Origin of the sequence: Streptomyces manipurensis (assembly GCF_049570255.1) — a bacterium.
In the GTDB taxonomy this organism is placed as follows: domain Bacteria; phylum Actinomycetota; class Actinomycetes; order Streptomycetales; family Streptomycetaceae; genus Streptomyces; species Streptomyces manipurensis.
Map to the genome: position 1 here is coordinate 2,479,377 of NZ_CP186950.1, position 24,212 is coordinate 2,503,588.

At 73.4% G+C, this 24,212-nt stretch carries 24 protein-coding genes; 7 read left to right on the plus strand and 17 right to left on the minus strand.

Annotation, left to right across the window (positions count from 1 at the left end):
* Positions 1-73: 73 nt before the first annotated feature.
* The gene (locus tag ACPU2J_RS11425) at positions 74-769 is read right to left on the minus strand and encodes a TerB family tellurite resistance protein (RefSeq protein ID WP_361596668.1); all 696 of its coding nucleotides are present in this window, start codon (positions 767-769) and stop codon (positions 74-76) included.
* Between the two features lie 161 nt (positions 770-930).
* On the opposite strand from ACPU2J_RS11425, the gene ACPU2J_RS11430 reads away from it, so the two are divergent.
* Entirely contained in the window at positions 931-1,689 is a 759-nt protein-coding gene (locus ACPU2J_RS11430; protein WP_365131691.1) for an SDR family NAD(P)-dependent oxidoreductase, read from the plus strand.
* A gap of 69 nt (positions 1,690-1,758) precedes the next feature.
* Here ACPU2J_RS11430 and leuA read toward each other — a convergent pair whose 3' ends face one another.
* Entirely contained in the window at positions 1,759-3,522 is a 1,764-nt protein-coding gene (gene leuA / locus ACPU2J_RS11435) for a 2-isopropylmalate synthase (protein WP_361596674.1), read from the minus strand.
* A gap of 364 nt (positions 3,523-3,886) precedes the next feature.
* Here leuA and ACPU2J_RS11440 point away from each other — a divergent pair, with 364 nt between their 5' ends.
* The 4 genes from ACPU2J_RS11440 (at position 3,887) to ACPU2J_RS11455 (ending at position 6,879) form a co-directional block, all read left to right on the plus strand.
* Positions 3,887-4,960, plus strand: coding sequence for a M4 family metallopeptidase (locus tag ACPU2J_RS11440; RefSeq protein WP_399312765.1), 1,074 nt, complete (start codon positions 3,887-3,889; stop codon positions 4,958-4,960).
* A 9-nt stretch (positions 4,961-4,969) separates the two neighbouring features.
* A complete protein-coding gene (locus ACPU2J_RS11445; protein WP_361596680.1) occupies positions 4,970-5,239 on the plus strand; it encodes a protealysin inhibitor emfourin in 270 nt (89 codons plus the stop codon).
* A gap of 27 nt (positions 5,240-5,266) precedes the next feature.
* A complete protein-coding gene (locus ACPU2J_RS11450) occupies positions 5,267-6,094 on the plus strand; it encodes a GNAT family N-acetyltransferase (RefSeq protein ID WP_420080837.1) in 828 nt (275 codons plus the stop codon).
* Positions 6,095-6,192: 98 nt separating this feature from the next.
* Positions 6,193-6,879 carry an SAM-dependent methyltransferase gene (locus tag ACPU2J_RS11455; protein WP_420080836.1) on the plus strand — a complete coding sequence of 229 codons (687 nt, stop codon included), beginning with the start codon at positions 6,193-6,195 and terminating at the stop codon, positions 6,877-6,879.
* Positions 6,880-6,921: 42 nt separating this feature from the next.
* Here the strand turns inward: ACPU2J_RS11455 and era are convergent, their stop codons facing one another.
* The 3 genes from era to ACPU2J_RS11470 form a co-directional block, all read right to left on the minus strand.
* Positions 6,922-7,872: a GTPase Era gene (era, locus tag ACPU2J_RS11460; protein WP_168714643.1), complete on the minus strand. Its 951-nt coding sequence runs from the start codon at positions 7,870-7,872 to the stop codon at positions 6,922-6,924.
* 905 nt (positions 7,873-8,777) lie between these two features.
* On the minus strand, positions 8,778-10,133 hold the full coding sequence (locus ACPU2J_RS11465; protein ID WP_423833198.1) for a beta-xylosidase: 1,356 nt from the start codon (positions 10,131-10,133) through the stop codon (positions 8,778-8,780).
* Positions 10,134-10,204: 71 nt separating this feature from the next.
* Positions 10,205-11,254 (minus strand): GlxA family transcriptional regulator, encoded by a 1,050-nt coding sequence (locus ACPU2J_RS11470; protein ID WP_365131683.1) that lies wholly within the window; start codon positions 11,252-11,254, stop codon positions 10,205-10,207.
* A gap of 71 nt (positions 11,255-11,325) precedes the next feature.
* Between ACPU2J_RS11470 and ACPU2J_RS11475 the strand changes: the two genes are divergently transcribed.
* The gene (locus ACPU2J_RS11475) at positions 11,326-12,657 is read left to right on the plus strand and encodes an MFS transporter (protein WP_423833200.1); all 1,332 of its coding nucleotides are present in this window, start codon (positions 11,326-11,328) and stop codon (positions 12,655-12,657) included.
* 76 nt (positions 12,658-12,733) lie between these two features.
* Here the strand turns inward: ACPU2J_RS11475 and ACPU2J_RS11480 are convergent, their stop codons facing one another.
* The 12 genes from ACPU2J_RS11480 to hrcA all read right to left on the minus strand — a co-directional run bounded on the left by ACPU2J_RS11480 (position 12,734) and on the right by hrcA (position 23,297).
* Positions 12,734-13,102, minus strand: coding sequence for a cytidine deaminase (locus tag ACPU2J_RS11480; RefSeq protein WP_420080824.1), 369 nt, complete (start codon positions 13,100-13,102; stop codon positions 12,734-12,736).
* A 58-nt stretch (positions 13,103-13,160) separates the two neighbouring features.
* Positions 13,161-13,514, minus strand: coding sequence for an MmcQ/YjbR family DNA-binding protein (locus ACPU2J_RS11485; RefSeq protein ID WP_399821253.1), 354 nt, complete (start codon positions 13,512-13,514; stop codon positions 13,161-13,163).
* Entirely contained in the window at positions 13,511-14,815 is a 1,305-nt protein-coding gene (locus ACPU2J_RS11490) for a hemolysin family protein (RefSeq protein WP_361596704.1), read from the minus strand. The genes ACPU2J_RS11485 and ACPU2J_RS11490 overlap by 4 nt, the downstream gene beginning before the upstream one ends.
* Entirely contained in the window at positions 14,812-15,309 is a 498-nt protein-coding gene (gene ybeY, locus ACPU2J_RS11495; RefSeq protein ID WP_030957671.1) for an rRNA maturation RNase YbeY, read from the minus strand. The genes ACPU2J_RS11490 and ybeY overlap by 4 nt, the downstream gene beginning before the upstream one ends.
* A 13-nt stretch (positions 15,310-15,322) precedes the next feature.
* Complete coding sequence (locus ACPU2J_RS11500; protein WP_361596707.1) at positions 15,323-16,360, minus strand: PhoH family protein; 1,038 nt, start codon at positions 16,358-16,360, stop codon at positions 15,323-15,325.
* Positions 16,361-16,515: 155 nt separating this feature from the next.
* The gene (locus ACPU2J_RS11505; RefSeq protein ID WP_365077371.1) at positions 16,516-17,610 is read right to left on the minus strand and encodes a carbohydrate kinase family protein; all 1,095 of its coding nucleotides are present in this window, start codon (positions 17,608-17,610) and stop codon (positions 16,516-16,518) included.
* 187 nt (positions 17,611-17,797) lie between these two features.
* Entirely contained in the window at positions 17,798-18,703 is a 906-nt protein-coding gene (locus tag ACPU2J_RS11510; protein WP_420080823.1) for a ribonuclease Z, read from the minus strand.
* Between the two features lie 3 nt (positions 18,704-18,706).
* The gene (locus ACPU2J_RS11515; protein WP_365077365.1) at positions 18,707-19,066 is read right to left on the minus strand and encodes a histidine triad nucleotide-binding protein; all 360 of its coding nucleotides are present in this window, start codon (positions 19,064-19,066) and stop codon (positions 18,707-18,709) included.
* 83 nt (positions 19,067-19,149) lie between these two features.
* Positions 19,150-19,893 carry a 16S rRNA (uracil(1498)-N(3))-methyltransferase gene (locus ACPU2J_RS11520; RefSeq protein ID WP_389072950.1) on the minus strand — a complete coding sequence of 248 codons (744 nt, stop codon included), beginning with the start codon at positions 19,891-19,893 and terminating at the stop codon, positions 19,150-19,152.
* Complete coding sequence (locus ACPU2J_RS11525; protein ID WP_361596722.1) at positions 19,890-20,981, minus strand: nitronate monooxygenase; 1,092 nt, start codon at positions 20,979-20,981, stop codon at positions 19,890-19,892. The genes ACPU2J_RS11520 and ACPU2J_RS11525 overlap by 4 nt, the downstream gene beginning before the upstream one ends.
* A gap of 159 nt (positions 20,982-21,140) precedes the next feature.
* Positions 21,141-22,280 (minus strand): molecular chaperone DnaJ, encoded by a 1,140-nt coding sequence (dnaJ, locus tag ACPU2J_RS11530; protein WP_361596725.1) that lies wholly within the window; start codon positions 22,278-22,280, stop codon positions 21,141-21,143.
* Positions 22,281-23,297 (minus strand): heat-inducible transcriptional repressor HrcA, encoded by a 1,017-nt coding sequence (gene hrcA, locus ACPU2J_RS11535; RefSeq protein ID WP_361596728.1) that lies wholly within the window; start codon positions 23,295-23,297, stop codon positions 22,281-22,283.
* Between the two features lie 163 nt (positions 23,298-23,460).
* On the opposite strand from hrcA, the gene ACPU2J_RS11540 reads away from it, so the two are divergent.
* Positions 23,461-24,186, plus strand: a complete 726-nt coding sequence (locus ACPU2J_RS11540) for an MBL fold metallo-hydrolase (RefSeq protein WP_399821242.1) — start codon at positions 23,461-23,463, stop codon at positions 24,184-24,186.
* Positions 24,187-24,212 lie beyond the last annotated feature (26 nt).

Here is a 24,212-nt window from a genome sequence, read left to right on the forward strand (position 1 = left end):
GGTCCTGAACCGGGCCGGCCGGCACACCGGGCCGACCGGGGGTCGACGAGGCCGACCGGGCCGACCGGGCGCCTCAGGGGGCGCGCACCGCCGACAGCAGGCGCGCCACCTCGTCCGCGCCGATCCGCAGCGCCGCGCCGACGGTGGCCAGCACCTCGCGCTCCGCCGGGATGTACGGGCCGTCCGCGAGGGCGATCCGGGCGCCCTGGAGCAGGATCGACTCCCGGCCGGGCCCGGCCAGGTGCGGGGCGAGCGGCTCCAGCGCCTCGTGCAGCTCTATCGACAGCGCGGCCCCGCAGCACTCCGGGACGTCGTACATCCCGAGCCGGCCCTCGTCCGCGGACAGCGCGTCCACGAGGGACTCCAGCTGCTCCTCGGTGCAGTCCTGGAAGCCCGCGGCCCGTACGGCGCCCACGGCGGCCTCCAGGGCGCTGCGCGAGGCGGTCCCGCCCGCGGTGAGCACGGCCAGCGCCACCGTGTGCACGGCGTCGCGCAGCAGCGCCGTGAACCGGGTGGTGGTGAGGTGGTCCAGGACGTCGGTGCCGAAGCGCTCCCGGCAGCCGTGGCACTCCACGACGGGCCCGGCCTGTCCGCGCGGCAGCAGCGGCACGCCGAGGACGGTGAACCGGCGCCGTCCGGTGCGCCTGCGGTAGTTGCGGTCCCCACCGCAGTCGGGGCAGAAGAACTCCCCGTCGCCCACGGTGCTCCAGGTGGTACGGATGCCCCAGACCGTCAGCTTCCGGCCGTCCCCACCCCGAACTGGCAGCACGTCGCACCTCCGTGGTCGTCCGGCCGCATCGCCGGGTGGGCGTGATGTTAGCCACATCGGTGAGGATGCGTCAGTCGTGTGACAAGACAACATGCCCGCCGCCGGGGAGTTGGCCGATCTGCACCCCCCGGCGCGGCCCCGGCGCCCCTAGGGTCTGCGGCATGAACGAGAAGTCCTGTCTGGTGACCGGTGCCGCGAGCGGGATCGGCCGGGCCACCGCGGTGCTGCTGGCCCGCTCCGGAGCCCGTGTGACCGCGGCCGATATCGACGGCCCCCGGGTGGAGGCCCTGTGCGCGGAACTGGCCGGAGAGGGGTGCGCGGTCACCGCCGTCGCCGGTGACGTCTCCGATCCGGAGGCCAACCGCGCGATGGTCGCCGCCGCGGTGGAGGCGTACGGGCGCCTCGACGTCGCCGTGGCGAACGCCGGGGTGATCCCTCTTTCGGATGTACGCGAGACCAGTCCGGAGGACTGGGACCACGTGATGGCGGTCGACGGCAGGGGAATGTTTCTGACCTGCAAGTACGCCATCGAGGCGATGACCGCGCAGCCGCGGCCCGGCGGGGCGCTGGTCTGCGTCTCCTCCATCTCGGGCGTGGCCGGCCAGGCCCGGCAGGCGGCGTACGGGCCCGCGAAGTTCGTGGCGTCGGGGCTGACCAAGCACCTGGCGGTCGAGTGGGCGGCGCACGGGATCCGGGTCAACGCGGTGGCGCCCGGGACCATCCGGACGGAGCGGGTGCTCGCGCTGAAGGACGAGGAGGGCGGCCCGGAGTACCTGGAGGAGGTCGCGGGCGCGCATCCGATGGGGCGGCTCGGCGAACCGGAGGAGGTGGCCCGGGTCATCGCCTTCCTGGCCTCGGACGCGGCCTCGTTCGTGACGGGCGTGGTGCTCCCGGTGGACGGCGGCTACCTGGCACGTTGAGGCGGACGCGGCGGGACCCCGCCCCTCCGGGAGGAGGTGCGGGGTCCGTCGCCGGTCCTGGCCGCGCGGTCAGCGCCCGGCGCGGTTCACGGCGGAGATGACGGCCTTCAGGGAGGCGCGGGTGGTGTTGGCGTCGATGCCGATGCCCCACAGGACGCGGCCGTCGATCGCGCACTCGATGTACGAGGCGGCGACGGCGGAGGCACCCTCGCTCATCGTGTGCTCGGTGTAGTCCAGCAGGCGGGCGTCGACGCCGATGCCGGCCAGCGCGTCGAAGAAGGCCGAGATCGGGCCGTTGCCGGTGCCGTTCAGGACCGTGTCCACGCCGTCCACGACGGCCTCGACGGTCAGGGTGTCCGTGCCGTCCTTGTCGGTGGCCGTCGAGCCGGACCGCAGCTGGATGCGGCCCCAAGGGTTCTCGGGGTTCGGCAGGTACTCGTCGGAGAAGACCTCCCAGATCGCCTTCGGCGTGACCTCGCCGCCCTCGGCGTCGGTCTTGGCCTGGATGATCCGTGAGAACTCGATCTGCATGCGGCGCGGCAGGTCCAGCTTGTGGTCGTTCTTCAGGACGTACGCGATGCCGCCCTTGCCGGACTGCGAGTTGACGCGGATGACCGCCTCGTAGGAGCGGCCGACGTCCTTGGGGTCGATGGGCAGGTACGGGACGGCCCACTCGATGTCGTCGACGGTCTTGCCGCGGGCGGCCGCGTCGGCCTCCATGGCGTCGAAGCCCTTCTTGATGGCGTCCTGGTGGGAGCCGGAGAAGGCGGTGTAGACCAGGTCGCCCGCGTAGGGGTGGCGCGGGTGGACCTCCATCTGGTTGCAGTACTCGCTGGTGCGGCGGATCTCGTCGATCTGCGAGAAGTCGATCTGGGGGTCGATGCCCTGGGAGAACAGGTTCATGCCCAGGGTGATCAGGTCCACGTTGCCGGTGCGCTCGCCCTGCCCGAACAGGCAGCCCTCGATGCGGTCGGCGCCGGCCATCAGGGCCAGCTCGGCGGCGGCGACGGCGGTGCCGCGGTCGTTGTGGGGGTGGACGGAGATGCATACGTGCTCGCGGCGGGTCAGGTTGCGGGCCATCCATTCGAAGCGGTCCGCGTGGGTGGAGGGCGTCGAGCGCTCCACGGTGGCGGGCAGGTTCAGGATGATCTCGCGGCCCTCGGCCGGCTGCCAGACGTCGCAGACGGCCTCGCAGACCTCCAGGGCGAAGTCCAGCTCGGTGTCGGTGAAGATCTCCGGGCTGTACTGGTAGCCGAAGGTGGTCTCCGGGCCCAGCAGCTTGTCGGCGTACTCCATGACCAGGCGGGTGCCGTCGACGGCGATCTGCTTGATCTGCTCCTTGGAGCCGCGGAAGACGACCCGGCGGAAGGTCGGCGCGGTCGCGTTGTACAGGTGCACGGTGGCGCGCCGGGCGCCGACCAGGGACTCCACGGTCCGCTCGATCAGGTCCTCGCGGGCCTGGGTCAGTACGGAGATGGTGACGTCGTCGGGGATCGCGCCCTCTTCGATGATGGAGCGCACGAAGGCGAAGTCGGTCTCGCCGGAGGACGGGAAGCCGACCTCGATCTCCTTGTAGCCCATGCGCACCAGCAGGTCGAACATCTCGCGCTTGCGGGCGGGGGTCATCGGGTCGATCAGCGACTGGTTGCCGTCCCGCAGGTCGGTGGACAGCCAGCGGGGGGCCTTGGTGACGCGGGCATCGGGCCAGGTGCGATCAGGGATGTCCACCTGTTCGTACTGTCCGTACTTGTGGATCGGCATCCCGGAGGGCTTCTGGGTGTGGGTCGCGTTGGTGATGGGCGTGGGGCGACCGACAAAAGGCTGCTGGCTCATGGCGTTGGGCTCCTCGCGTGTCCGCGGTGGTTCGCTGGGACGGCCGACGGCGGTAGTGGAAACCGCAACACCGAACTCCGCGGGGAGGGGGCCGGCCTACGACTACAGACCCTCGCCGCGGCAGCTAAGAAGAAGCAGCCCGAAACGCATGATGGACCGAGCCTAGCCGAGCCGCGCCGTGACGCGAGGACCTGTTCAGTATGCAAGACCCGGTGGTCCGATTTGCGGCTTATGTGAGTTAGGCCTCTTCCAGTCCAGGCGGGTCAGGACGATCCGTCAATCCGTCGTCGCCGCTTTCAGACAACCGAATGAATCATGGTCGCAGGTAGTGACAGCGTCATGACCCACTGCCACATTGCCGGGCATGGATGCCTCCCACACGCACCGCCACCCCGTCTTCTGCACGGTCGTGCCGCCGCACCTCCTCGACCGGGCCGCCCTCTCCGAGGACACCCGGCGCGCCGACCTCGCCCAGCGCACCCTCGAACGCGACTCCCTCCTGCGCACCCGGCGCCGGGTCACCGCCGTCCGCGGCCTCGTGCCCACGCTCGCCGCCCCGCCCTCCGACGGCCCGGACCGGACCGTGTACGACGCCGGGCACCTCACCCGGCTCCCCGGGACCAAGGTGCGCGGGGAGGGCGACCCGGCGGGCGGGGACGCCACCGTCAACCGCGCCTACGCCGGCCTCGGCGCGACCTACGACCTCTTCCTGAAGGGCTTCGGGCGGCGCTCCATCGACGACTCCGGGCTCCCCCTGGACGCCACCGTCCACTACGGCGAGGACTACAACAACGCCTTCTGGGACGGACAGCAGATGGTCTTCGGCGACGGGGACGGGGACCTCTTCCTCGACTTCACCGTCTCCGTGGACGTCATCGGCCACGAACTGACCCACGGCGTCACCCAGTACACGGCGAACCTGCGCTACCGCGGCCAGTCGGGCGCCCTCAACGAGTCCATGTCCGACGTCTTCGGCTCCCTGATCAAGCAGTACTCCCTGGAGCAGACCGCGGACGAGGCCGACTGGCTGATCGGCGCGGGCCTGCTCGGCCCGAACGTCACGGGCGTCGCGCTGCGCTCGATGAAGGCCCCGGGCACCGCGTACGACGACGACGAGCTCGGCAAGGACCCGCAGCCCGCGACCATGGACGACTACGTGGTCACCCACAGCGACAACGGCGGGGTGCACATCAACTCCGGCATCCCGAACCACGCCTTCTACATCGCCGCCACCGAGCTGGGCGGCAAGGCCTGGGAGCGGGCCGGGCAGATCTGGTACGACACCCTCACCGGCGGGGACCTCACCCCGAAGGCCGACTTCGCGGACTTCGCGCGGCTCTCGACGGCGGCGGCCGTCGCCCGCTACGGCAGCGGCGGGGCCGAACACCAGGCGCTGCAGAAGGCGTGGTCGGCCGTGGGCGTCCCGCTCGCGGGGTAGGACGGTCCCATGCGCATCCAGGTGATCAGAACGGGCGGTTTCGCGGGCATCGAGCGCCGGGCCGAGGTGGACACCTCGGGCCGACCGGACGAGGAGGAGTGGCAGGCCCTGGCCCTGCTCGCGCTGCACCCGGGCCCGCCCGGCGATCCGGCGGACCGGGTGCGGGACGGCTTCGCGTACCGGATCACGGTGGACGGGCGGACGGTGTCCTGCCGCGAGCCGGGCCTCTCGGAGGCCCAGCGGGCGCTGATCTCCCGGGTCCTGAAAGAAGGTGCCTGAGCAACCCGCCCTTGCTTGGATGACCGGATGACCAATCGCATGATCGACACGACGCTGGCCGAGCTGGAGCGCTACTACGACACGGTGCCGCGGGTGGGCGGGGCCCGCGCCGAGGACTTCGGCCCCCTGACGCTGTTCGTCCAGGAGGGCGCGGGCTGGCCCTACTACGCGCGGCCCGCGCTCGGCGGCTCCGGCACCACCACCGCCGCCGACGTGGAACGGGTACTGGCCCGGCAGCGGGAGCTCGGCGTCCCCGAGGCCTTCGAGTGGGTGGCCGAGAACAGCCCCTCGCTCCGGGCCGCGGCGGAAGCCGCGGGCCTGCACGTCCACGCCCATCCGCTGATGGTGCTGGAGGGCACCGCGGACCTGCCCCCGCACCCCGAGGTCCGGCTCCTCGACGCGGACGACCCGCTGCTGCCGGCCGCCGTGACCGTACCGGCCCTCGCCTTCGGGGACCCGGGAACCGCGGTGGGCGAGGCCGGCCCGGCCGAGCTGGCGGCCGCGCTCGCGGACCCGTCGGCCGCGGAGCGCGCCCAGAGCGTCGCGGCGAAGCTCGCGGCGGGCACCTCGGGGATGGCGGCGGCCGTCCGCGACGGCGTGGTGCTGTGCTCGGGAATGTACAACCCGGTCGGGGACGTCGCCGAGGTGGTCGGCGTCGGCACCCTCCCGTCGGCCCGCCGCCAGGGCCTGGCCCTCGGCGTCACCGCGGCCCTCGTCGCCCGGGCCCGCGCGACGGGAGCCCGTACGGTCTTCCTCTCCGCGGGCGACGAGGACGTGGCGCGCGTCTACGGCCGCGCCGGCTTCCGCCGCATCGGGACCGCCCTGATCGCGGAACCGCCCGCCGCCGCGCAGTAGGGTCCGGCCGGTTTGCCGGACCGGCAACGAACATTGCCGGACGGCCCCGTACGGGCGGAGCATCGGAGCCACGAAGCCCCTGAGCGGAAGAGGCCCCCATGCCCGAGCACGACCACGACCACAGCCACGAGCACGACCACGAGCACGAGCCCGACGGCGCCCCCGTCCCCGGTGGCGAGGAGTTCTGGGACGGGCGCTACAGCGAGCGCACGCGCATCTGGAGCGGCAAGCCCAACGACCTCCTGGTCCGGGAGACCGAGGAGCTCGCCCCCGGCCGGGCCCTCGACCTCGGCTGCGGGGAAGGCGCCGACACCGTGTGGCTCGCCCGCCGGGGGTGGCGGGTCACCGCCACCGACATCTCGGGGGTGGCGCTCGACCGGGCGGCCGAGCACGCCGCCGAGGCGGGCGTGGAGGACCTCGTCGACTGGCAGCGGCACGACTTCTCGCAGTCGTTCCCCACCGGGGAGTTCGACCTGGTCTCGGCCTGTTTCCTGCACAGCTACGGGGAGTTCCCCCGGGAGCGGATCCTGCGCCGGGCCGCCGCCGCGGTGGCCCCCGGCGGCGTCCTCCTCGTCGTAGGCCACGCGGGAGGGCCCTCCTGGAACCCGGAGGCGCTGGCGGACATCCACTTCCCGACCCCGCAGGAGGTGCTCGGGCAGCTCGAACTGCCCGAGGGCGGCTGGGAGGTCCTCACCTCCGCGGAGCACCTCCAGCCGATGACCGACCCCGAGGGCCGGCCCGCGACCCGCCCCGACAACGCGCTGAAGGTCCGGCGCCTGCCGTAGCGGCTCCCCCGGGGGCCGGGGGGTGAGCACCCCGCGGGGTGCTCAGAAACCGAGCTTGCGCAGCTGCTTGGGGTCCCGCTGCCAGTCCTTCGCGACCTTCACGTGCAGGTCGAGGAAGACCGGGGTCCCGAGCAGCGCCTCGATGTGCTTGCGCGACTTCATCCCGACCTCCTTCAGACGGGAGCCCTTCGGGCCGATGATGATGCCCTTCTGGCTGGGGCGCTCGATGTAGACGTTCGCGTGGATGTCCAGCAGCGGGCGGTCGGCCGGCCGGTTCTCCCGCGGGATCATCTCCTCGACGACCACGGCGATGGAGTGCGGGAGCTCGTCCCGCACGCCCTCCAGCGCGGCCTCGCGGATCAGCTCGGCGACCATGACCATCTCGGGCTCGTCCGTGAGGTCGCCCTCCGGGTACAGCGGCGGGCTCTCCGGCAGCAGCGGCGCGATCAGGTCGGCCAGCAGCTGGACCTGGCTGTCGCCGACCGCCGAGACGGGCACGATCTCGGCCCACTCGAAGCCCAGCTCCTCGGCCAGCCGGTGGACGGCGATGAGCTGCTCGCCCACCACCTTGGACTCGACGAGGTCGGTCTTGGTGATGATCGCGATCTTGGGGGTCTTCTTGATCCCCGCGAGCTCCTTCGCGATGAACTTGTCGCCCGGACCGAGCTTCTGGTCGGCCGGCAGGCAGAAGCCGATGACGTCGACCTCGGCCCAGGTGGTGCGCACGACGTCGTTGAGGCGCTCGCCGAGCAGGGTGCGCGGCTTGTGCAGGCCGGGCGTGTCGACGAGGACGAGCTGCGCGTCGGGGCGGTGCACGATGCCGCGGACCGTGTGGCGGGTGGTCTGCGGCCGGTTGGAGGTGATCGCGACCTTGGTGCCCACGAGTGCGTTGGTGAGGGTCGACTTCCCGGCGTTGGGGCGGCCGACGAAGCAGGCGAAGCCCGCACGGTGCGGGGCGGTGGACTCGGGGGAACGATCGCTCATACGGGCCATTCTCCCCGATGCCGCTCCCAGCGCCGACCAGGCCAGGGGGACGAGGGCGAGCAGGGCCGTGAGCGACGGGTGCGGGGCGTGGACGGCACGGCCCTGAGCTGTGGTTCCGTCGGCCCGGGCGCGCACGGTGACCTGCGTCCATTCCACCCCGGGCGGCCCCTCCCAACGGGTCGTGAGCCGTACGTCCCGCCCCGGCAGCAGCTCCGCCGACGGCCCGCCCGGACCCCGGACGAGCAGCCGGCGACCGAAGGCGCCGGTGACGGCGAGGGAGACGCGCGGACGGAGGGTGACGTTGCCGGTGTTGTGCAGGGTGTACGCGATCTCCGCGGCGGAACCGCTGCGCCCCACCGTGACCCCGCGCACGGCCAGGGCCGGGGCCGTCGGGCCGGTCACCCGCAGGTACACCCGGGCGGCGACGGCCTGCCGCACCCCGATCCCCGGCCCCCCGGACGCGGCGGCGGGCTCCTCCAGGGCCACGACGGCACCGGGGTGGTCCCCCGGTTCGGCGCGCTCGGGGACCGCCAGGGTGAAGCCGACGGTGACGGAGCCGCGGGCCGGCACGGTGACCCGGTCCCGTTCCAGCCGGGTCCAGGCCGCGGTGGCCGTTCGCGGCTCGTCGGGGCCGCGCAGCGCGAAGCCGCCGTCGCGCGCCGTGTGGTGGGCGTCGGCGGCGTAGAAGCGGAAGCTCCGGGGGCGGTCCGCGTCGTTGGTGAGGGTGACGGCGTCGGCGACGGTGCCGCCCGGCCCGGCGGCGAGGTAGAAGCAGGGGCGCTGCCCGGCCGCGGTCGCCGCGGGAAGCACGGAGAACGGGCCGCCGTCCGCGGCGGCGGGCGTGGCGGGCCAGGCCAGGAGCCCCGCGGTGAGCACCGACACGGCCGCGGCGCGGCGCCGTACCGCGGGCGCCGTCACGACAGGGTCAGCGTCAGGACCGCCGCGTAGGAGCCCGGCGGGGTGTAGGGCGGCACGTGCAGGGTGACCGCGGCGTCGACCGTGAAGGTGCCCCCGGCCGACGGGCCGTCCGGGGCGGAGGCCAGCAGGGCGCCCTCCGGTCCGACGACGCCCGCGCTGCCCGCCGTACAGGTGCTCCGGCTGCCCGGGGCGGACGTGCAGGCCGGGGTCCAGGAGAGGGAGGCGCCCGGGATGCGGACCCCGCCGGGTCCGGTGAAGTCGGTGACCTTCCCGGTGAGCGCCCAGCCGGCCGGGCCGCCTCGGGCGTCCGTCACGGTGACCGTCCCGATCCGGCCCGGGACCGCGGCGGCGGTGCCGTACGCGACGGTGCCCAGGGTGAGGTCCCGGCCGGCCTGGGTCATGGTCAGGGATCCGGGCGCGACGGTGGCGGTGACCTCGGCGGTGACCGTCGTCGGCGGGTCGGCGGGCCGCGGGGTGTCGTCGATGACGGTGTACGCGGCCGGGCCGGAGCCCCGCTCGGCCGTCCAGGCGTCGCCCTCGTAGGCGATCACGGCGGTGGTGGCCCGGTCGGTGACCGGCAGGTCGGCCTCCGCCGCGCCCAGTGCTCCGGCGGTGACCGTGACCCGGTCGGCGGTCCCGGCTGCTCCGGCCCGCCCGGCCACGGTCACGGCCGCGCCCGGCGGGAAGCCGGCGGCGGTGACCCGGACGGTGGCGCCCGGACCGCCGTGCGCGGCGGCCGGGAAGACGCTGCGCAGGTTGGCGGTCGGCAGCGCGGCGGCGGTGAGGTGTGCGGAGACGGGGACGGCGGTGGTCCCGGAGGGCGTGCAGGCGGTCTCCGGGGCGGCCGGGTGGGCGGTGTGCAGGGCGTAGTCGCCCGGGGCGAGGGTGAGGGCGCCGGGCGCGGTGACGGTGAAGGTGCCGGTCATGGTGACGGGCGGCAGGGGCGCGCCGGGCGGGACCGGGTCGTTGCGCCGGGCTCCGACGACCGTGACCTCACCCTGCTGCGCGCCCGCCAGCAGGACCCGTCCGGTGGGGGTGAGCACGTCGGCGGGGAGTGCGCCGTCCGCCGGGCCGCGGGCCGGGGTGCTCAGGACCTGGTAGGTCACGGTGACGGTGTCGCCGACCCGGGGGGCCGGGTCGTCGACGGAGATCCGGGCGGTGGTCGGCCCGTCGGCGGGCGGGACCCCGGCCTCCTGGGGGGCCAGGCACTGGGTGGCGAACTCCACCCGGCCCTCGGGCACTTCGCCTTCGGCCGCGGCGGACGCGCCGAGGGCGGCGGCGCCGGCCGTCGCCGCGAGCACGGCCGTGCCGAGGGCCGCCGGCCATCTCCGGTTCCGTGCCGTTGTTCGCACCGCCCGCCCCCTGGGTTCCCTCGCGCCGAGCCCCGTGCAGGGGGCCATTCACGGGCGGGCGGCGGAAGAAGTCAAGACGCGGAACCGACCGGAACTGATGACCCATCAGAAGATGGCGTCCCGGATCCCGTCCGCCCCGTGTCCCCCGCGGTGCGGAAGGTCCGCCGGTAGGCGGTGGGGCTCACGCCGAGGGCCGCCTGCACGTGTTTGCGCAGCGACTGCGCCGTCCCGAAGCCGGCCTCGCGGGCCACCCGCTCCATGGGCAGTTCGGTCTGCTCCAGCAGCCGCCGGGCCCGCTCCACCCGCTGGCCCGTGATCCACTGGCCGGGGCTGACACCCGCCTCCTCGCGGAAGCGGCGCGTGAAGGTCCGTACCGACATCGACTCCTGCCGGGCGAGGTCGGTGAGCCGGAGCGGCTCGTGCAGCCGGTCCAGCACCCACGCACGGGCGGCCGTGGTGCTCGCGAGCTGCGGTTCGGGCACCGGGCGGGCGACGAACTGCGCCTGTCCGCCCTCCCGGTGGGGCGGGACGACGGTCCGCCGGGCCGCCTCGTTCGCGACCGCGGCACCGTGGTCGCGGCGGACGATGTGCAGGCACAGGTCGATCCCGGCGGCGACGCCCGCCGAGGTCAGCACGTCCCCGTCGTCGGTGTAGAGCACGTCGGGGTCCACCCGCACGGCGGGGAAGAGCCGCTGGAAGTGCTCGGCCGAGGCCCAGTGGGTGGTGGCACGTCGGCCGTCCAGGAAGCCGGCCGCGGCCAGGACGTAGCCGCCGGTGCAGATGGAGACGAGCCGGGTGCCGGGGCGGATGTGCGCGAGGGCCGCGGCGAGCTCCCCGGTCAGCCTGCCGTGCTCGTGGACGGGGCCCAGTTCGTACGAGGCCGGCACGACCACCGTGTCGGCGGTCGCCAGCAGCTCGGGGCCGTGCTCGACGTGGATCGCGAAGTCGGCGTCCGTGGAGACCGGGCCGGGCGCGAGCCCGCAGGTCAGGATCGTGTAGAGCGGCCGGCCCGCCGGGTCCTTCGCACGGCCGAAGATCCGGTGCGGGATGCCCAACTCGAAGGGCAGCAGGCCGGAGAGGGCGAGGACGACGACACGGTGGGGCACGGGCTGCGAGTCCATGGCCCGATCGTAGCGAAGCATGACAGTCAGGCCACTGTCGAGCGGCGCCCCCGGGGCCGGAAGCTGTCCGCGTGACCCAGACAGCACCCGTCCCCGGCCCCGCCGCCGACCCCGCGACGCCCGCCCCGCGGCGGCCCGGGCGCGTCCACCGCGCCTGGTCCGTCGCCGCCGTCGCCTTCGTGACGATCATCGGCGCCGCCGGCTTCGCCTCCCTGCCCGGACTGCTCGTCGAGCCGCTGCACGAGGAGTTCGCCTGGTCGCGCGGCATCATCGGCGTCGCCGTGTCGGTGAACCTCGCCCTCTACGGGCTCACCGCGCCCTTCGCCGCGGCGCTGATGGACCGCTTCGGCATCCGCCGGGTGGTCACGGTGGCGCTGACCGTGATCGCCTCCGGCGCGCTGGCCACCGTGTGGATGACCGAGCCCTGGCAGCTGGTGCTGTACTGGGGCGTGCTGGTGGGCCTCGGCAGCGGCTCGATGGCCCTGGCCTTCGCGGCGACGGTGACGGCCCGCTGGTTCACCGCCCGGCGCGGCCTGGTCACCGGCATCCTGACCGCGGCCGGGGCCTCCGGACAGCTGGTGTTCCTGCCGCTGCTCGCCTGGCTGGTGGAGGACCACGGCTGGCGCCCGGCTGCCGTGACCGTCGCGCTGGCGGCGCTGGCCGTCGCCCCGTTCGTCTGGCTGCTCCTGCGCGACCATCCGGCGGACGTGGGGCTCGCCCCTTACGGCGGCACGTACGCCCCGAAGCCGGCTCCGGCCCGCGGCGCCGCCCGGCGTGCGCTGAAGGTCCTCGCCGACGCGGCCCGGACCGGCCCCTTCTGGCTCCTCGCGGGCACCTTCGCCATCTGCGGGGCCTCGACCAACGGGCTGGTGCGGACCCACTTCGTGCCCGCCGCCCACGACCACGGCATGCCGGTGACGGCCGCCGCCGGGCTGCTGGCGGTGATCGGCGTCTTCGACGTGGTCGGCACGATCGCCTCGGGCTGGTTCACCGACCGCTTCGAGTCCCGGCGGCTGCTGGCCGTCTACTACGCGCTGCGCGGGATCTCGCTGCTGTTCCTGCCGGTCCTGCTGGCACCCTCGGTGCAGCCGCCGCTGGTCTTCTTCATCGTCTTCTACGGCCTGGACTGGGTCGCGACCGTCCCGCCGACGATCGCGCTGTGCCGCGAGCACTACGGGGAGGACGGCGCGATCGTCTTCGGCTGGGTCCTGGCCTCGCACCAGGTCGGCGCGGCGGTGGTGGCCTTCCTGGGCGGCCTGGCCCGCGACCTCACGGGCTCGTACGACGTCGTCTGGTACGCGTCGGGCGCGCTGTGCGCGACGGCGGCGCTGATGGCGATGGTCATCCGCCGCCGCCCTTCCGGCGAGGCGGCCGGACTCTCCGCCGGAGCGCGCCCCGCCTGACGGCGGCTGTGCCCCGCCACGCCGGACCCGATCCCGGCGAGGCTGACATGGTGCGACCCCGCCGGGAGGCCAGAGGCTACGACCCGGCCGGGGTGGTGGACTTCAGGGTGCCGTCCGGGGCGGCCAGGAGGACCGGGGTGCCCGGGCCACCGAGGTCGCGGACGGCCGCGCGGTCCGCCTCGGCCGGAGCCTCGGCAGCGCTCACGACGGCGGCGGCCTCCAGGGACCGCGCGCCGCTCGCCACGGCCATCGCGACCGCCGTCTGCAGCGCGCTCAGCTTCAGCGAGTCGAGCTCCACCGTCCCGGCGACGTACGTACGGCCCGTCTCGTCCCGGACCGCAGCCCCCTCGAGCACGCCGTTGCGGGCCCGGGCGCTGCGCGCCAGCGTGATGATCTTGCTGTCCTCGGGGTCGATCCCGGTGCTTTCGCTCATGGTCGAAAGCATAGGGAGCGGGCGGCGCGGGCCGCGCAACGCCCCCGCCACGGCCCGGCCGCGGCCCGCCTCAGGGCCGGTCGAGCCGGAGCCGTTCCGCCCGCGGCAGCCCGGCCACCACCAGGTCGTAGGAGTCCTCGACGAGCTCGCGCAGCAGCGCGTCGGGGATCCCGCCCACGGTCACCGTGTTCCAGTGCCGCTTGTTCATGTGGTAGCCCGGCGCGACCGCCTCGTGCTCCTCGCGCAGCCGCACGGCCTGCTCCGGCTCGCACTTGAGGTTGACCCTCAGCGGCTCCGCGTCCAGCGCGGACAGCGCGAACACCTTGCCGAGCACCTTGAACACCGAGGTCTCCGGGGTGAAGGGGAACTCCTCCACCGCCGCGTTGAAGCCCAGACAGAACTCCCGCAGCTCCGCCGGGGTCATTCCGCCTCCTCCCCCGGGGCCGCCACCACGGCCACCGGCTCGACGAGCACGGTCACGATCTTGTTCCGCCGCCCCGCCGGGGCCTCGGCCGTCAGCCGCAGCGGGCGCCCGTCCGGCAGCTCCACCAGCGCCGACGCCCCCGCGATCGGCACCCGGCCGAGGGCCTTGGCCAGCAGTCCGCCGACGGTCTCCACGTCCTCGTCGTCGAAGGCCTCGACCCCGAACAGCTCACCGAGGTCGGTGATGTCGAGACGCGCCGTGACCCGGTAGCTGTCCGCGCCGAGGTCCTCGACGGGCGGCAGCTCCCGGTCGTACTCGTCCGTGATCTCGCCGACGATCTCCTCGAGGATGTCCTCGATGGTGACGATGCCCGCCGTGCCGCCGTATTCGTCGATGACGACGGCCACGTGGTTGCGCACCTGCTGCATCTCGCGCAGCAGGTCGCCCGCGTTCTTGGTGTCCGGGACGAAGACGGCCGCCCGCATCGCCGTCGACACCAGGTCGGCCTCGGCCTCCCGGCTGATGTGCGTCTTGCGGACCAGGTCCTTCAGGTAGACGATCCCGACGATGTCGTCCTCGTTCTCGCCGGTCACCGGGATCCGCGAGAAACCGGAGCGCAGGGCCAGCGTGGTGGCCTGACGGACCGTCTTGTAGCGCTCGATGCAGACCAGGTCGGTGCGCGGGACCATCACCTCGCGCACCAGGGTGTCGCCGAGCTCGAAGACCTGGTGCACCATCCGGCGCTCGTCGTCCTCGATCAGCGATTCCTTCTCGGCGAGGTCCACCATCGCGCGCAGCTCCGCCTCGGAGGCGAACGGCCCCTTGCGGAAGCCCTTCCCGGGCGTCAGCGCGTTGCCGACGAGGATCAGCAGCTGCGGGATCGGCCCCATGATCCGGGCCAGCGGCACGAGGACGTACGCGGCGGCCGTCGCCGTGTTCAGGGGGTGCTGGCGGCCGATCGTGCGGGGCGAGACGCCCACGGCGACGAAGGAGACCAGCACCATCACGGCGATGGCGACGAGCAGGGCCGTCCAGTTCTCGCCGAACTCGTCGAGGCAGACGTAGGTGACGAGCACGCCCGCCGCCATCTCGCAGGTGACGCGGACCAGCAGGGCCACGTTCAGGTAGCGGGTGGGGTCGCCGGCGACCTGGGCGAGCTTCTCGCTGCCCCGCCGGCCCTCCCGTACGGCCTGCTCGGCGCGGAAGATCGAGATGCGGGCGATGCCGGACTCCGCGCACGCGGCGAACCAGGCCACCACGACCAGCAGGACGGCTCCGGTGATCAGTTGGGCGGCGTTCACGAGACCGTCGGGGCCGGGGACGGTCCGGTCAGGCCGCGTTCACCGCGCCAGCCGTCCACGATCGCCGCCTGGAGGCCGAACATCTCGGCCTTCTCGTCCGGCTCCTCGTGGTCGTAGCCGAGCAGGTGCAGCACCCCGTGGACGGTCAGGAGCTGGAGCTCCTCGTCCATGGAGTGCTGCGTCGGGGCTTCCTCGCCCTGCTTCTTGGCGACCTCCGGGCAGAGCACGATGTCACCGAGGAGCCCCTGCGGGGGCTCCTCGTCGTCCTTCGACGGCGGCCGGAGCTCGTCCATCGGGAAGGACATGACGTCGGTCGGACCGGGCAGGTCCATCCACTGGATGTGGAGCTGCTCCATGGCGTCCTCGTCGATGACGATGACGGAGAGCTCGGACAGCGGGTGGATCCGCATCCGGGTGAGCGCGTAGCGGGCGATGTCGAGGATCGCCTGCTCGTCGACCTCGGTTCCGGACTCGTTGTTGACGTCGATCGACATGGTGCGCTGGGGTCTACTTCCGCTGGTGGCCGTTCGCGGCCTGCTGGCCGTCGTCGTACTTCTCGTACGCATCGACGATACGGCCGACCAGCTTGTGCCGGACGACATCCTCGGACGTGAGCCGGGAGAAGTGGATGTCCGGTACCCCGTCGAGGATCTCCTGCACCTGGCGCAGACCGCTGCGGGCCCCGCCCGGCAGGTCGATCTGGGTGATGTCACCCGTGATCACGATCTTCGAGTCGAAGCCGAGCCGGGTCAGGAACATCTTCATCTGCTCGGTGGTGGTGTTCTGCGCCTCGTCGAGGACGACGAACGCGTCGTTCAGCGTGCGTCCGCGCATGTAGGCCAGCGGCGCGACCTCGATGGTGCCCGCCGCCATCAGGCGCGGGATCGAGTCCGGGTCGAGCATGTCGTGCAGCGCGTCGTAGAGCGGGCGCAGGTAGGGGTCGATCTTGTCGAAGAGGGTGCCCGGCAGGAAGCCGAGCCGCTCCCCCGCCTCGACGGCCGGGCGGGTCAGGATGATCCGGCTGACCTGCTTGGACTGCAGGGCCTGGACCGCCTTGGCCATGGCCAGGTAGGTCTTTCCGGTACCGGCGGGGCCGATGCCGAACACGATCGTGTTCTTGTCGATCGCGTCGACGTACCGCTTCTGGTTGAGGGTCTTGGGGCGGATGGTGCGGCCGCGGCTGGAGAGGATGTTCTGGGTGAGCACCTCGGCCGGGGTCTCCTCCGGCCCGTTTCCGTTGCCGCTCGCCTTGAGCATGGCGATCGAGCGTTCCACTGCGTCCTCCGTCATCGGCTGCCCGGTGCGGAGCACCAGCATCATCTCGTCGAACAGTCGCTGGATCAGGGCGACTTCCGCCGCCTCTCCGATCGCGCTGACCTGGTTGCCCCGAACATGGATGTCGGCCTTCGGGAAGGCCTTCTCGATCACGCGCAACAGGGCGTCACCCGAGCCGAGCACCGTCACCATGGGGTGCGTCGCCGGAACGGTGAAGTGGGCTCGCGCCTGCCCCGGCGCGGGGATGTGGGCTGTCGATGTCTGAGTCATGGGCCGGCACTCGGGCCTGCACATACCTCCTGCTGAGGGGCCGCGCCGATCGACGACCTCCGGAGTACCAAGCGTACGTCGCCGCCGGACCTTCCCCGAGGGGTTTTCCCGGCCGGGCCACGGGCCGCGGGGCCCGGCCGCAGGGCGGCGACCGCTCACGCGGAGTGCCGGAAACCGATCGTCGGCACCGCTCTGCGCCGGGCGGCCGGGGTGGCGGCCGGCGGGACCAGCTCGTCCAGGAAGGCGTACCGGCCGCGCAGGGCGGGCGGGGCGCCCCGCCACCAGTGGGCCACCTCGGCCCAGCCGGGGGCCGAGAGGGAGCCGCCGAACTCCTGGACCGACAGGGCGGCCGTCAGCCCTGCGAAGGCCAGCCGGTCCGCGAGCGGCCAGCCCGCCAGCGTGCCGGTGAGGAAGCCCGCCACGTACACGTCGCCGGCGCCCGTGGGGTCCAGGGCCTCCACGGCGATCCCGGGGACGTGCGCGGTCTCCCCGGTGTGCCCGTCGACCGCGTACGAGCCCTCCGCGCCCATGGTCACCACCGCGATCGGCACCTTCTCGGCCAGTGCGCGGGCCGCCGCCCGGGGGCAGTCGGTCCGGGTGTAGCGCATCGCCTCGCCCGCGTTCGGCAGGAAGGCCTCGCAGTGGTGCAGGTCGGTCAGGGCCGCCAGGTCCCAGCGGCCGCTCTCGTCCCAGCCGACGTCGGCGAAGACGCGCGAGCCGCGCCGGGCCGCCTCGCCGATCCAGTCCTCGCGCCGGCCGGGCGCCAGCGATGCCACGGCGGCCCGGGCCCGCGGCGGGCAGGCGGGGAAGGGGCCGGGGCCGGCCGGCGGAGGGGCCTCGTGGCCGTGCGAGACCATCGTGCGCTCGCCCTCGTAGGCCATGGAGACGGTGACGGGGCTGTGCCAGCCGGGAACGGTGCGCGACATGGACAGGTCGATGCCCTCGCCCTGCTCCAGGGCGTCCCAGCAGTACTCGCCGTAGTGGTCGTCGCCGAAGGCGGCGGCCAGGGAGGTGCGCAGCCCGAGCCGGGCCAGGGCGGTGGCCATGTTGGCCACTCCGCCGGGGCTGGAGCCCATGCCGCGCGCCCAGGACTCCGTACCGCGCACCGGCGCCGAGTCGAGGCCGGTGAAGATGATGTCGAGGAAGACCGTCCCGGTCAGGAAGACGTCGCAGCCCGGTTCCTCGGGGTCCCGCAGCGGGCCGAGGGGGTCCACTGCTGCTGGGCGGCTGTCGAAGTCCCGACTGGTCACGGTGTGCTCCCCTGGCGATCTCGAAGGGCCGTCTCTTCGGTGGAAAGCTGCCAGGTTTTCCCACGCCGGCCAGGACCAGAACCCAGTGTGGCGCAGATCACCCCGGAAAGGTCCTCCGGGAGCACGGTGCGGCGCCGGGCCGGCGGGACCCCCTGCCGGGGTCCCGCCGGCGGCTCCGCCCCCGGGGTCAGGCCCGCTTGGGCACCGGCACCCGCACGAGGTCCGCCGCGATCGTCAGCTCGCCCTCGTAGCCCGCCGCGCGGGCCTGCCGCTCGAACGCGGCCGGGTCGGTGTACCGCTGCGAGAAGTGCGTCAGCACCAGGTGCCGGACGCCCGCCTCCCGGGCCACCCGGGCCGCCTGTCCGGCGGTGAGGTGCCCGTGGTCGGTGGCGAGCCGCTCGTCCTCGTCGAGGAAGGTCGACTCGATCACCAGCATGTCGCAGCCCCGGGCCAGCTCGTCCACGCCGGGGCAGAGCCGGGTGTCCATGACGAAGGCGAAGCTCTGGCCGGGACGGGGCTCGCTGACGTCGTCCAGGCTCACCCCGCCGAGCCGTCCGTCGCGCTGGATGCGGCCCACGTCGGGCCCCTTGATGCCGTGCCGCGCGAGCAGCTCGGGCACCATCCGGCGCCCGTCGGGCTCGGTGATCCGGTAGCCGAAGGACTCCACCGGGTGGGAGAGCAGCCGGGCCTCCAGGACGTACGAGCCGCCGGTGGCCAGCGGCCCGTCCGCGGCGACCGGCTCCTCGCGCAGCGGCACGGTCTCGCGGTAGGCGGTGGCGTACCGGAGCCGGTCGAAGAACTTCTGCCCGGAGGCCGGGTAGTGCGCGGTGACCGGGTGCGGCACCTGGTCGAGGTTGATCCGCTGGATCACCCCGGCGAGGCCGAGGCTGTGGTCGCCGTGGAAGTGGGTGATGCAGATCCGGTCGATGTCGTGTGCGGCCACCCCGGCGCGCAGCATCTGGCGCTGCGTGCCCTCGCCGGGGTCGAAGAGGATGCCCTCGCCGTCCCAGCGCAGCAGGTAGCCGTTGTGGTTGCGGTGGCGGGTGGGCACCTGGCTGGCGGTGCCCAGCACCACGAACTCTCGTGTGGACACGGGCTATCCAGGGGGCCACTGGAGGCCGCGGCCGCCGAGGACGTGGGCGTGCGCGTGGAAGACGGTCTGCCCGGCGCCGGCACCGGTGTTGAAGACGATCCGGTAGCCGTGCTCGTCGATCTTCTCGTCGGCGGCGACGAGGGCGGCCTCGCGCAGGACGTCGGCGGCGACGCCGGGCTCGGCCGCCGCCAGGGAGGCCGCGTCCGGGTAGTGCACCTTGGGGATGACGAGGACGTGCGTGGGCGCCTGCGGGTTGATGTCCCGGAAGGCGACCGTCGTCTCGGTCTCCCGGACCACCGTCGCGGGGATGTGCCCTTCGACGATCTTGCAGAACAGGCAGTCGGCCTGCGGTTCCCCGGCCATTGCTTCGCCTCCGTGATGTTGATCGGTCCGGGCATCGTATCCAGCGGGCCACCCGCGGCGGGCGTGCATTCCGGCCCCGCCGTTCAGGCCCAGCGGCCCGTCCTGGCCAGCAGGACGGCGGTGGCCGCGGTACCGGCGGTGGAGGTCCGCAGGACGGAGCGGCCCAGGCGGAAGGGCCGGGCGCCCGCCTCGGCGAAGACGGCCAGTTCCTCCGGGGAGACGCCCCCCTCCGGGCCGACCACCAGGACGACGGAGCCCGAGGAGGGCAGTTCCGCGGTGGCGAGCGCCTCCGAGGGGGTGTCCCGGTCCTCGTGGAGCACCACGGCCAGGTCCGCGCCGGCCAGCAGCGCGGCCACCTGCTTGGTGGACATCGCCTCGGCCACCTCCGGGAAGCGCACCCGCCGGGACTGCTTGCCCGCCTCCCGGGCCGTGGCCCGCCACTTGGCCAGGGACTTCGCACCACGGTCGGCACGCCACTGCGTGATGCAGCGCGAGGCCTGCCAGGGCACGATCGCGTCCACGCCGGTCTCGGTCATGGTCTCGACCGCCAGCTCTCCGCGGTCGCCCTTGGGCAGGGCCTGGACCACCGTGATCCGCACCTGCGGTTCGGCCTCCTCGCCGCTCGCGGTCACCGCGACGACCAGCCGGTCCTTGCCCTCCGCCGCCTTCACGACGGCCTCCGCCCAGCCGCCCCGGCCGTCCGTGAGGACCAGCGCCTCACCGGGGTTCAGCCGCTTCACCGACACCGCGTGCCGGCCCTCGGCACCGTCCAGGACGTACTCCGCCCCCGCGGGGACCTCTTCCACCACGAACACCGGGGCGGTCATGACGCACTCCTCTTTTCCGATTCCTTCAACGTCTCGCGCGCTTCGGCCAGTTCGGCCGCCAGCACCTCCACCAGCTGCGCCGCGGGCAGCGCCCGCGCGAGCCGGTGGCCCTGCCCCGCCCACAGCGCCATGCCCTGCGGGTCCCCGGCGGCGGCCGCCGCCTTGCGCAGCCCCGACGTCAGGTGGTGGACCTGCGGGTAGGCGGCCGGGGCGTAGGGCCCGTGCTCGCGCATGAAGCGGTTGACGAGCCCCCGGGCCGGACGCCCCGAGAAGGCCCGGGTGAGCTCCGTGCGGACGAAGAGCGGGTCCGTCAGCGCCTTCTTGTGCACGGGGTGCGCCCCTGACTCCGGGCACACCAGGAAGGCCGTTCCGAGCTGTGCCGCCTCCGCGCCCGCGGCGATCAGCGCCGCGATCTGCGCGCCCCGCATCAGGCCGCCCGCGGCGATGATCGGGAGGGCCACGGCCTCCCGTACCTGCGCCACCAGCGCGAGGAGCCCCACGGCCGCCGTGCCGTCGATCTGCGGGTCGTCCCGGTGGGTGCCCTGGTGCCCGCCGGCCTCGACGCCCTGGACGCACACGGCGTCGGCGCCGGCCCGCTGGGCCGTGCGCGCCTCCTCGACGGAGGTCACGGTGACCACGGTGTACGTACCGGCCTTGCGCAGGGCGGCGAGGACGGAGGAGGCCGGGCAGCCGAAGGTGAAGGAGACGACCGGGACCGGGTCCTCCAGGAGGATGGCGAGCTTGGCGTCGTAGCCGTCGTCCCCCGTGCCGATAACGTCCTCCTCGGCGATCGAGACGTCGTACCAGCTCGCCTCGCCGGCCAGCTGCCCCCGGTAGGTCTCCACGGCGGCCGGGTCGACCTGCGCGGTCTGCGGCATGAAGAGGTTGACCCCGAAGCGGCGGCGGGTGAGCGCGCGCACCTGCTTGATCTCCTGGTACATCCCGTCGGCGGTCTTGTAGCCGCCGGCCAGGAACCCCAGGGCGCCGGCCTCGCACACGGCCGCGGCGAGCGGCGGGCAGGAGGCACCGCCCGCCATGGGGGCCTGCACGATCGGATACCGGAAGAGACCGTTCGGTGCGGTGGACATGGACTGCATCGTGCCATGTCCCGCTCAGGGGGCCGAATCACCGCATCCGCCCGGCACGGCCCCCGTCGGGCGGGGCGTGGCACCCCTGTCCGCACCATGCGCGGAGCCCGCTCCGGGGACTCCCCGGAGCGGGCTCCGCACGTGCGTGACCCTGCGGGATCAGCGCCCGTTGAACGCGTCCTTCAGACGGCTGAAGAGGCCCTGCTGGCCCGGCGCGAACTGGCCCATGGGCCGCTCCTCGCCGCGCAGCTTCGCCAGCTGGCGCAGCAGCTCCTCCTGCTGGGCGTCCAGCTTGGTCGGGGTGGTGACCTCGACGTGGACGATCAGGTCGCCGCGCCCGCCGCCGCGCAGGTGGGTGACACCGCGCCCGTGCAGCGGGATCGCCTGGCCGGAACCGGTCCCGGGCCGGATGTCGATCTCCTCCAGGCCGTCCAGCGTCTCCAGCGGACACTTGGTGCCGAGGGCGGCCGCCGTCATCGGGATGGTCACCGTGCAGTGCAGGTCGTCCCCGCGCCGCTGGAAGGTCGGGTGCGCCAGTTCGTGGATCTCCACGTACAGGTCACCGGCGGGGCCGCCGCCGGGGCCGACCTCGCCCTCGCCCGAGAGCTGGATCCGGGTGCCGTTCTCCACGCCCGCGGGGATCTTGACCGTGAGGCTGCGGCGGGAGCGGACCCGGCCGTCGCCCGCGCACTCGTGGCACGGGGTCGGGACCACGGTGCCGAACCCCTGGCACTGCGGGCAGGGGCGCGAGGTCATGACCTGGCCCAGGAAGGACCGGGTGACCTGCGAGACCTCACCGCGGCCGCGGCACATGTCGCACGTCTGCGCCGAGGTGCCGGGGGCGGCGCCCTCACCGGAGCAGGTGTTGCAGACCACGGCCGTGTCGACCTGGATGTCCTTGGTCGTCCCGAAGGCCGCCTCGTCCAGCTCCAGGTCCAGGCGGATCATCGCGTCCTGGCCGCGGCGGGTCCGCGAGCGCGGGCCGCGCTGCGAGGCCTGGCCGAAGAAGGCGTCCATGATGTCGGAGAAGTTGCCGAAGCCACCCGCACCGAAGCCGCCCGCGCCGCCGCCACCGCCGGAGGCGGACAGCGGGTCACCGCCGAGGTCGTAGACCTGCTTCTTCTGCGGGTCCGACAGCACCTCGTAGGCGGCGTTGATCTCCTTGAAACGCTCTTGCGTCTTGGGATCGGGGTTCACATCCGGGTGCAGCTCGCGCGCGAGTCGCCGGAAGGCCTTCTTGATCTCGTCCTGCGATGCGTCGCGGCGCACGCCGAGTACGGCGTAGTAGTCCGTGGCCACTTACGACTCCGCCAGGATCTGTCCGACGTAACGTGCCACTGCGCGTACCGCTCCCATCGTTCCGGGGTAGTCCATGCGGGTCGGTCCGACCACGCCGAGTTTGGCGACTGTTTCGCCGCCCGAACCGTAACCGACCGAGACGACCGACGTGGAGTTCAGTCCCTCGTAGGCGTTCTCGTGCCCGATCCGTACGGCCATCCCCGACTCGTTGGCCTCGCCGAGCAGCTTGAGGAGCACGACCTGCTCCTCCAGCGCCTCCAGCACCGGCCTGATCGTCAGGGGGAAATCGTGTCCGAAGCGGGTGAGATTGGCGGTACCGCCGATCATCAGCCGCTCCTCCGCCTCCTCGACCAGGGTTTCGAGGAGGGTCGACAGCACGGTGGAGACCGTGCCGCGGTCGTCCGCCTCGAACGACTCGGGGAGGTCCTGGACGAGCGGGGGGACGTCGGTGAAGCGCCGGCCGACGACCCGGCTGTTGAGGCGGGCCCGCAGGTCCGAGAGCGAGGCCTCGCCGAAGGGGCTCGGGCAGTCGATGAGCCGCTGCTCGACGCGCCCCGTGTCCGTGATCAGTACGAGCATCAGGCGCGCGGGAGCCAGCGAGAGCAGCTCCACGTGCCGGACGGTCGACCGGGTCAGGCTCGGGTACTGGACGACGGCGACCTGCCGGGTGAGCTGCGCGAGCAGCCGCACCGTGCGGCCCACGACGTCGTCGAGGTCCACGGCGCCGTCGAGGAAGTTCTGGATGGCCCGGCGCTCGGGCGTCGACAGCGGCTTGACCCCCGCCAGCTTGTCGACGAAGAGGCGGTAGCCCTTGTCGGTGGGGATCCGGCCGGCGCTGGTGTGGGGCTGGGCGATGTAGCCCTCCTCCTCCAGCACGGCCATGTCGTTGCGCACGGTGGCGGGCGAGACGCCGAGCCGGTGCCGCTCGGTGAGCGCCTTGGAGCCGACCGGCTCCTCCGTCCCGACGTAGTCCTGGACGATGGCGCGCAGCACTTCGAGTCTGCGTTCGCTGAGCATCGCGCACACCTCCAGCTGAGTCCGTTGCGGTCTTCCGACGCGTTCTGCCGTGTTCTGCCGTTCGTTGGCACTCCGGATGTTCGAGTGCCAGAGAGCCCCCGCTCAGTGTACGGCCGGGCGGTGAGCCCCTGGCAAGGGAGGCCCGCCAGGGTAGCGTCGCGGCATGGACGTGCGTTGGGAAGAGGCGGGCTGGGAACGGCTGACCGGAAGGGCCGGCCGCAAGCGCCTGCCGGTGTGGGACTGCACGGTGGGGCTGGTGGTGGGCGACGAGTCGGTGCTCCTCGTCGACCCCGGTTCGTGCGTGCGCGAGGGCGCCCGGGTGCGGGCCGAGGCGGAGCGGCTGACCGGCCGGCGAGTGACCCATATCGCATTCACGCACGGCCATTTCGATCACGTGCTGGGCGCTGCCGCCTTCGCCGGGGCCGAGGTGTTCGCCGCGGTGGGGCTGGACGCGCTGCTGGCCGCGGGCCGCGAGGAGCTGCGGCAGGACGCGGTGCGCCACGGGCTCGCGGAGGCGGAGGCCACCGAGGCGGTGGACCTGCTGGCGCTGCCCCGGCATCCGGTGTCGGGCGAACGGACACTGGAACTGGGCGGGCTGCAGGTGCTGCTGGCCAACGTGGGGCCCGGCCACACCGGCCACGACCTGGCGGTGTTCGTGCCCGGTGAGCGCGAGACGGTGTTCTGCGGGGACCTGGTCGAGGAGTCGGGGGAGCCCATGGCGGGCCCGGACGCGGTGCCCGGTCAGTGGCCGGCGGCCCTGGACCGGCTGCTGGCGCTCGGCGGCGGGGACGCCCTGTACGTGCCGGGGCACGGAGCGGTGGTCACCGCGGAGTTCGTCCGTGCGCAACGCGCCACACTGGCAGCGCGTTTCGGCGTGTCGGGGGCATGAGGCGCGCGGCTCTCCTAATGTCGGCC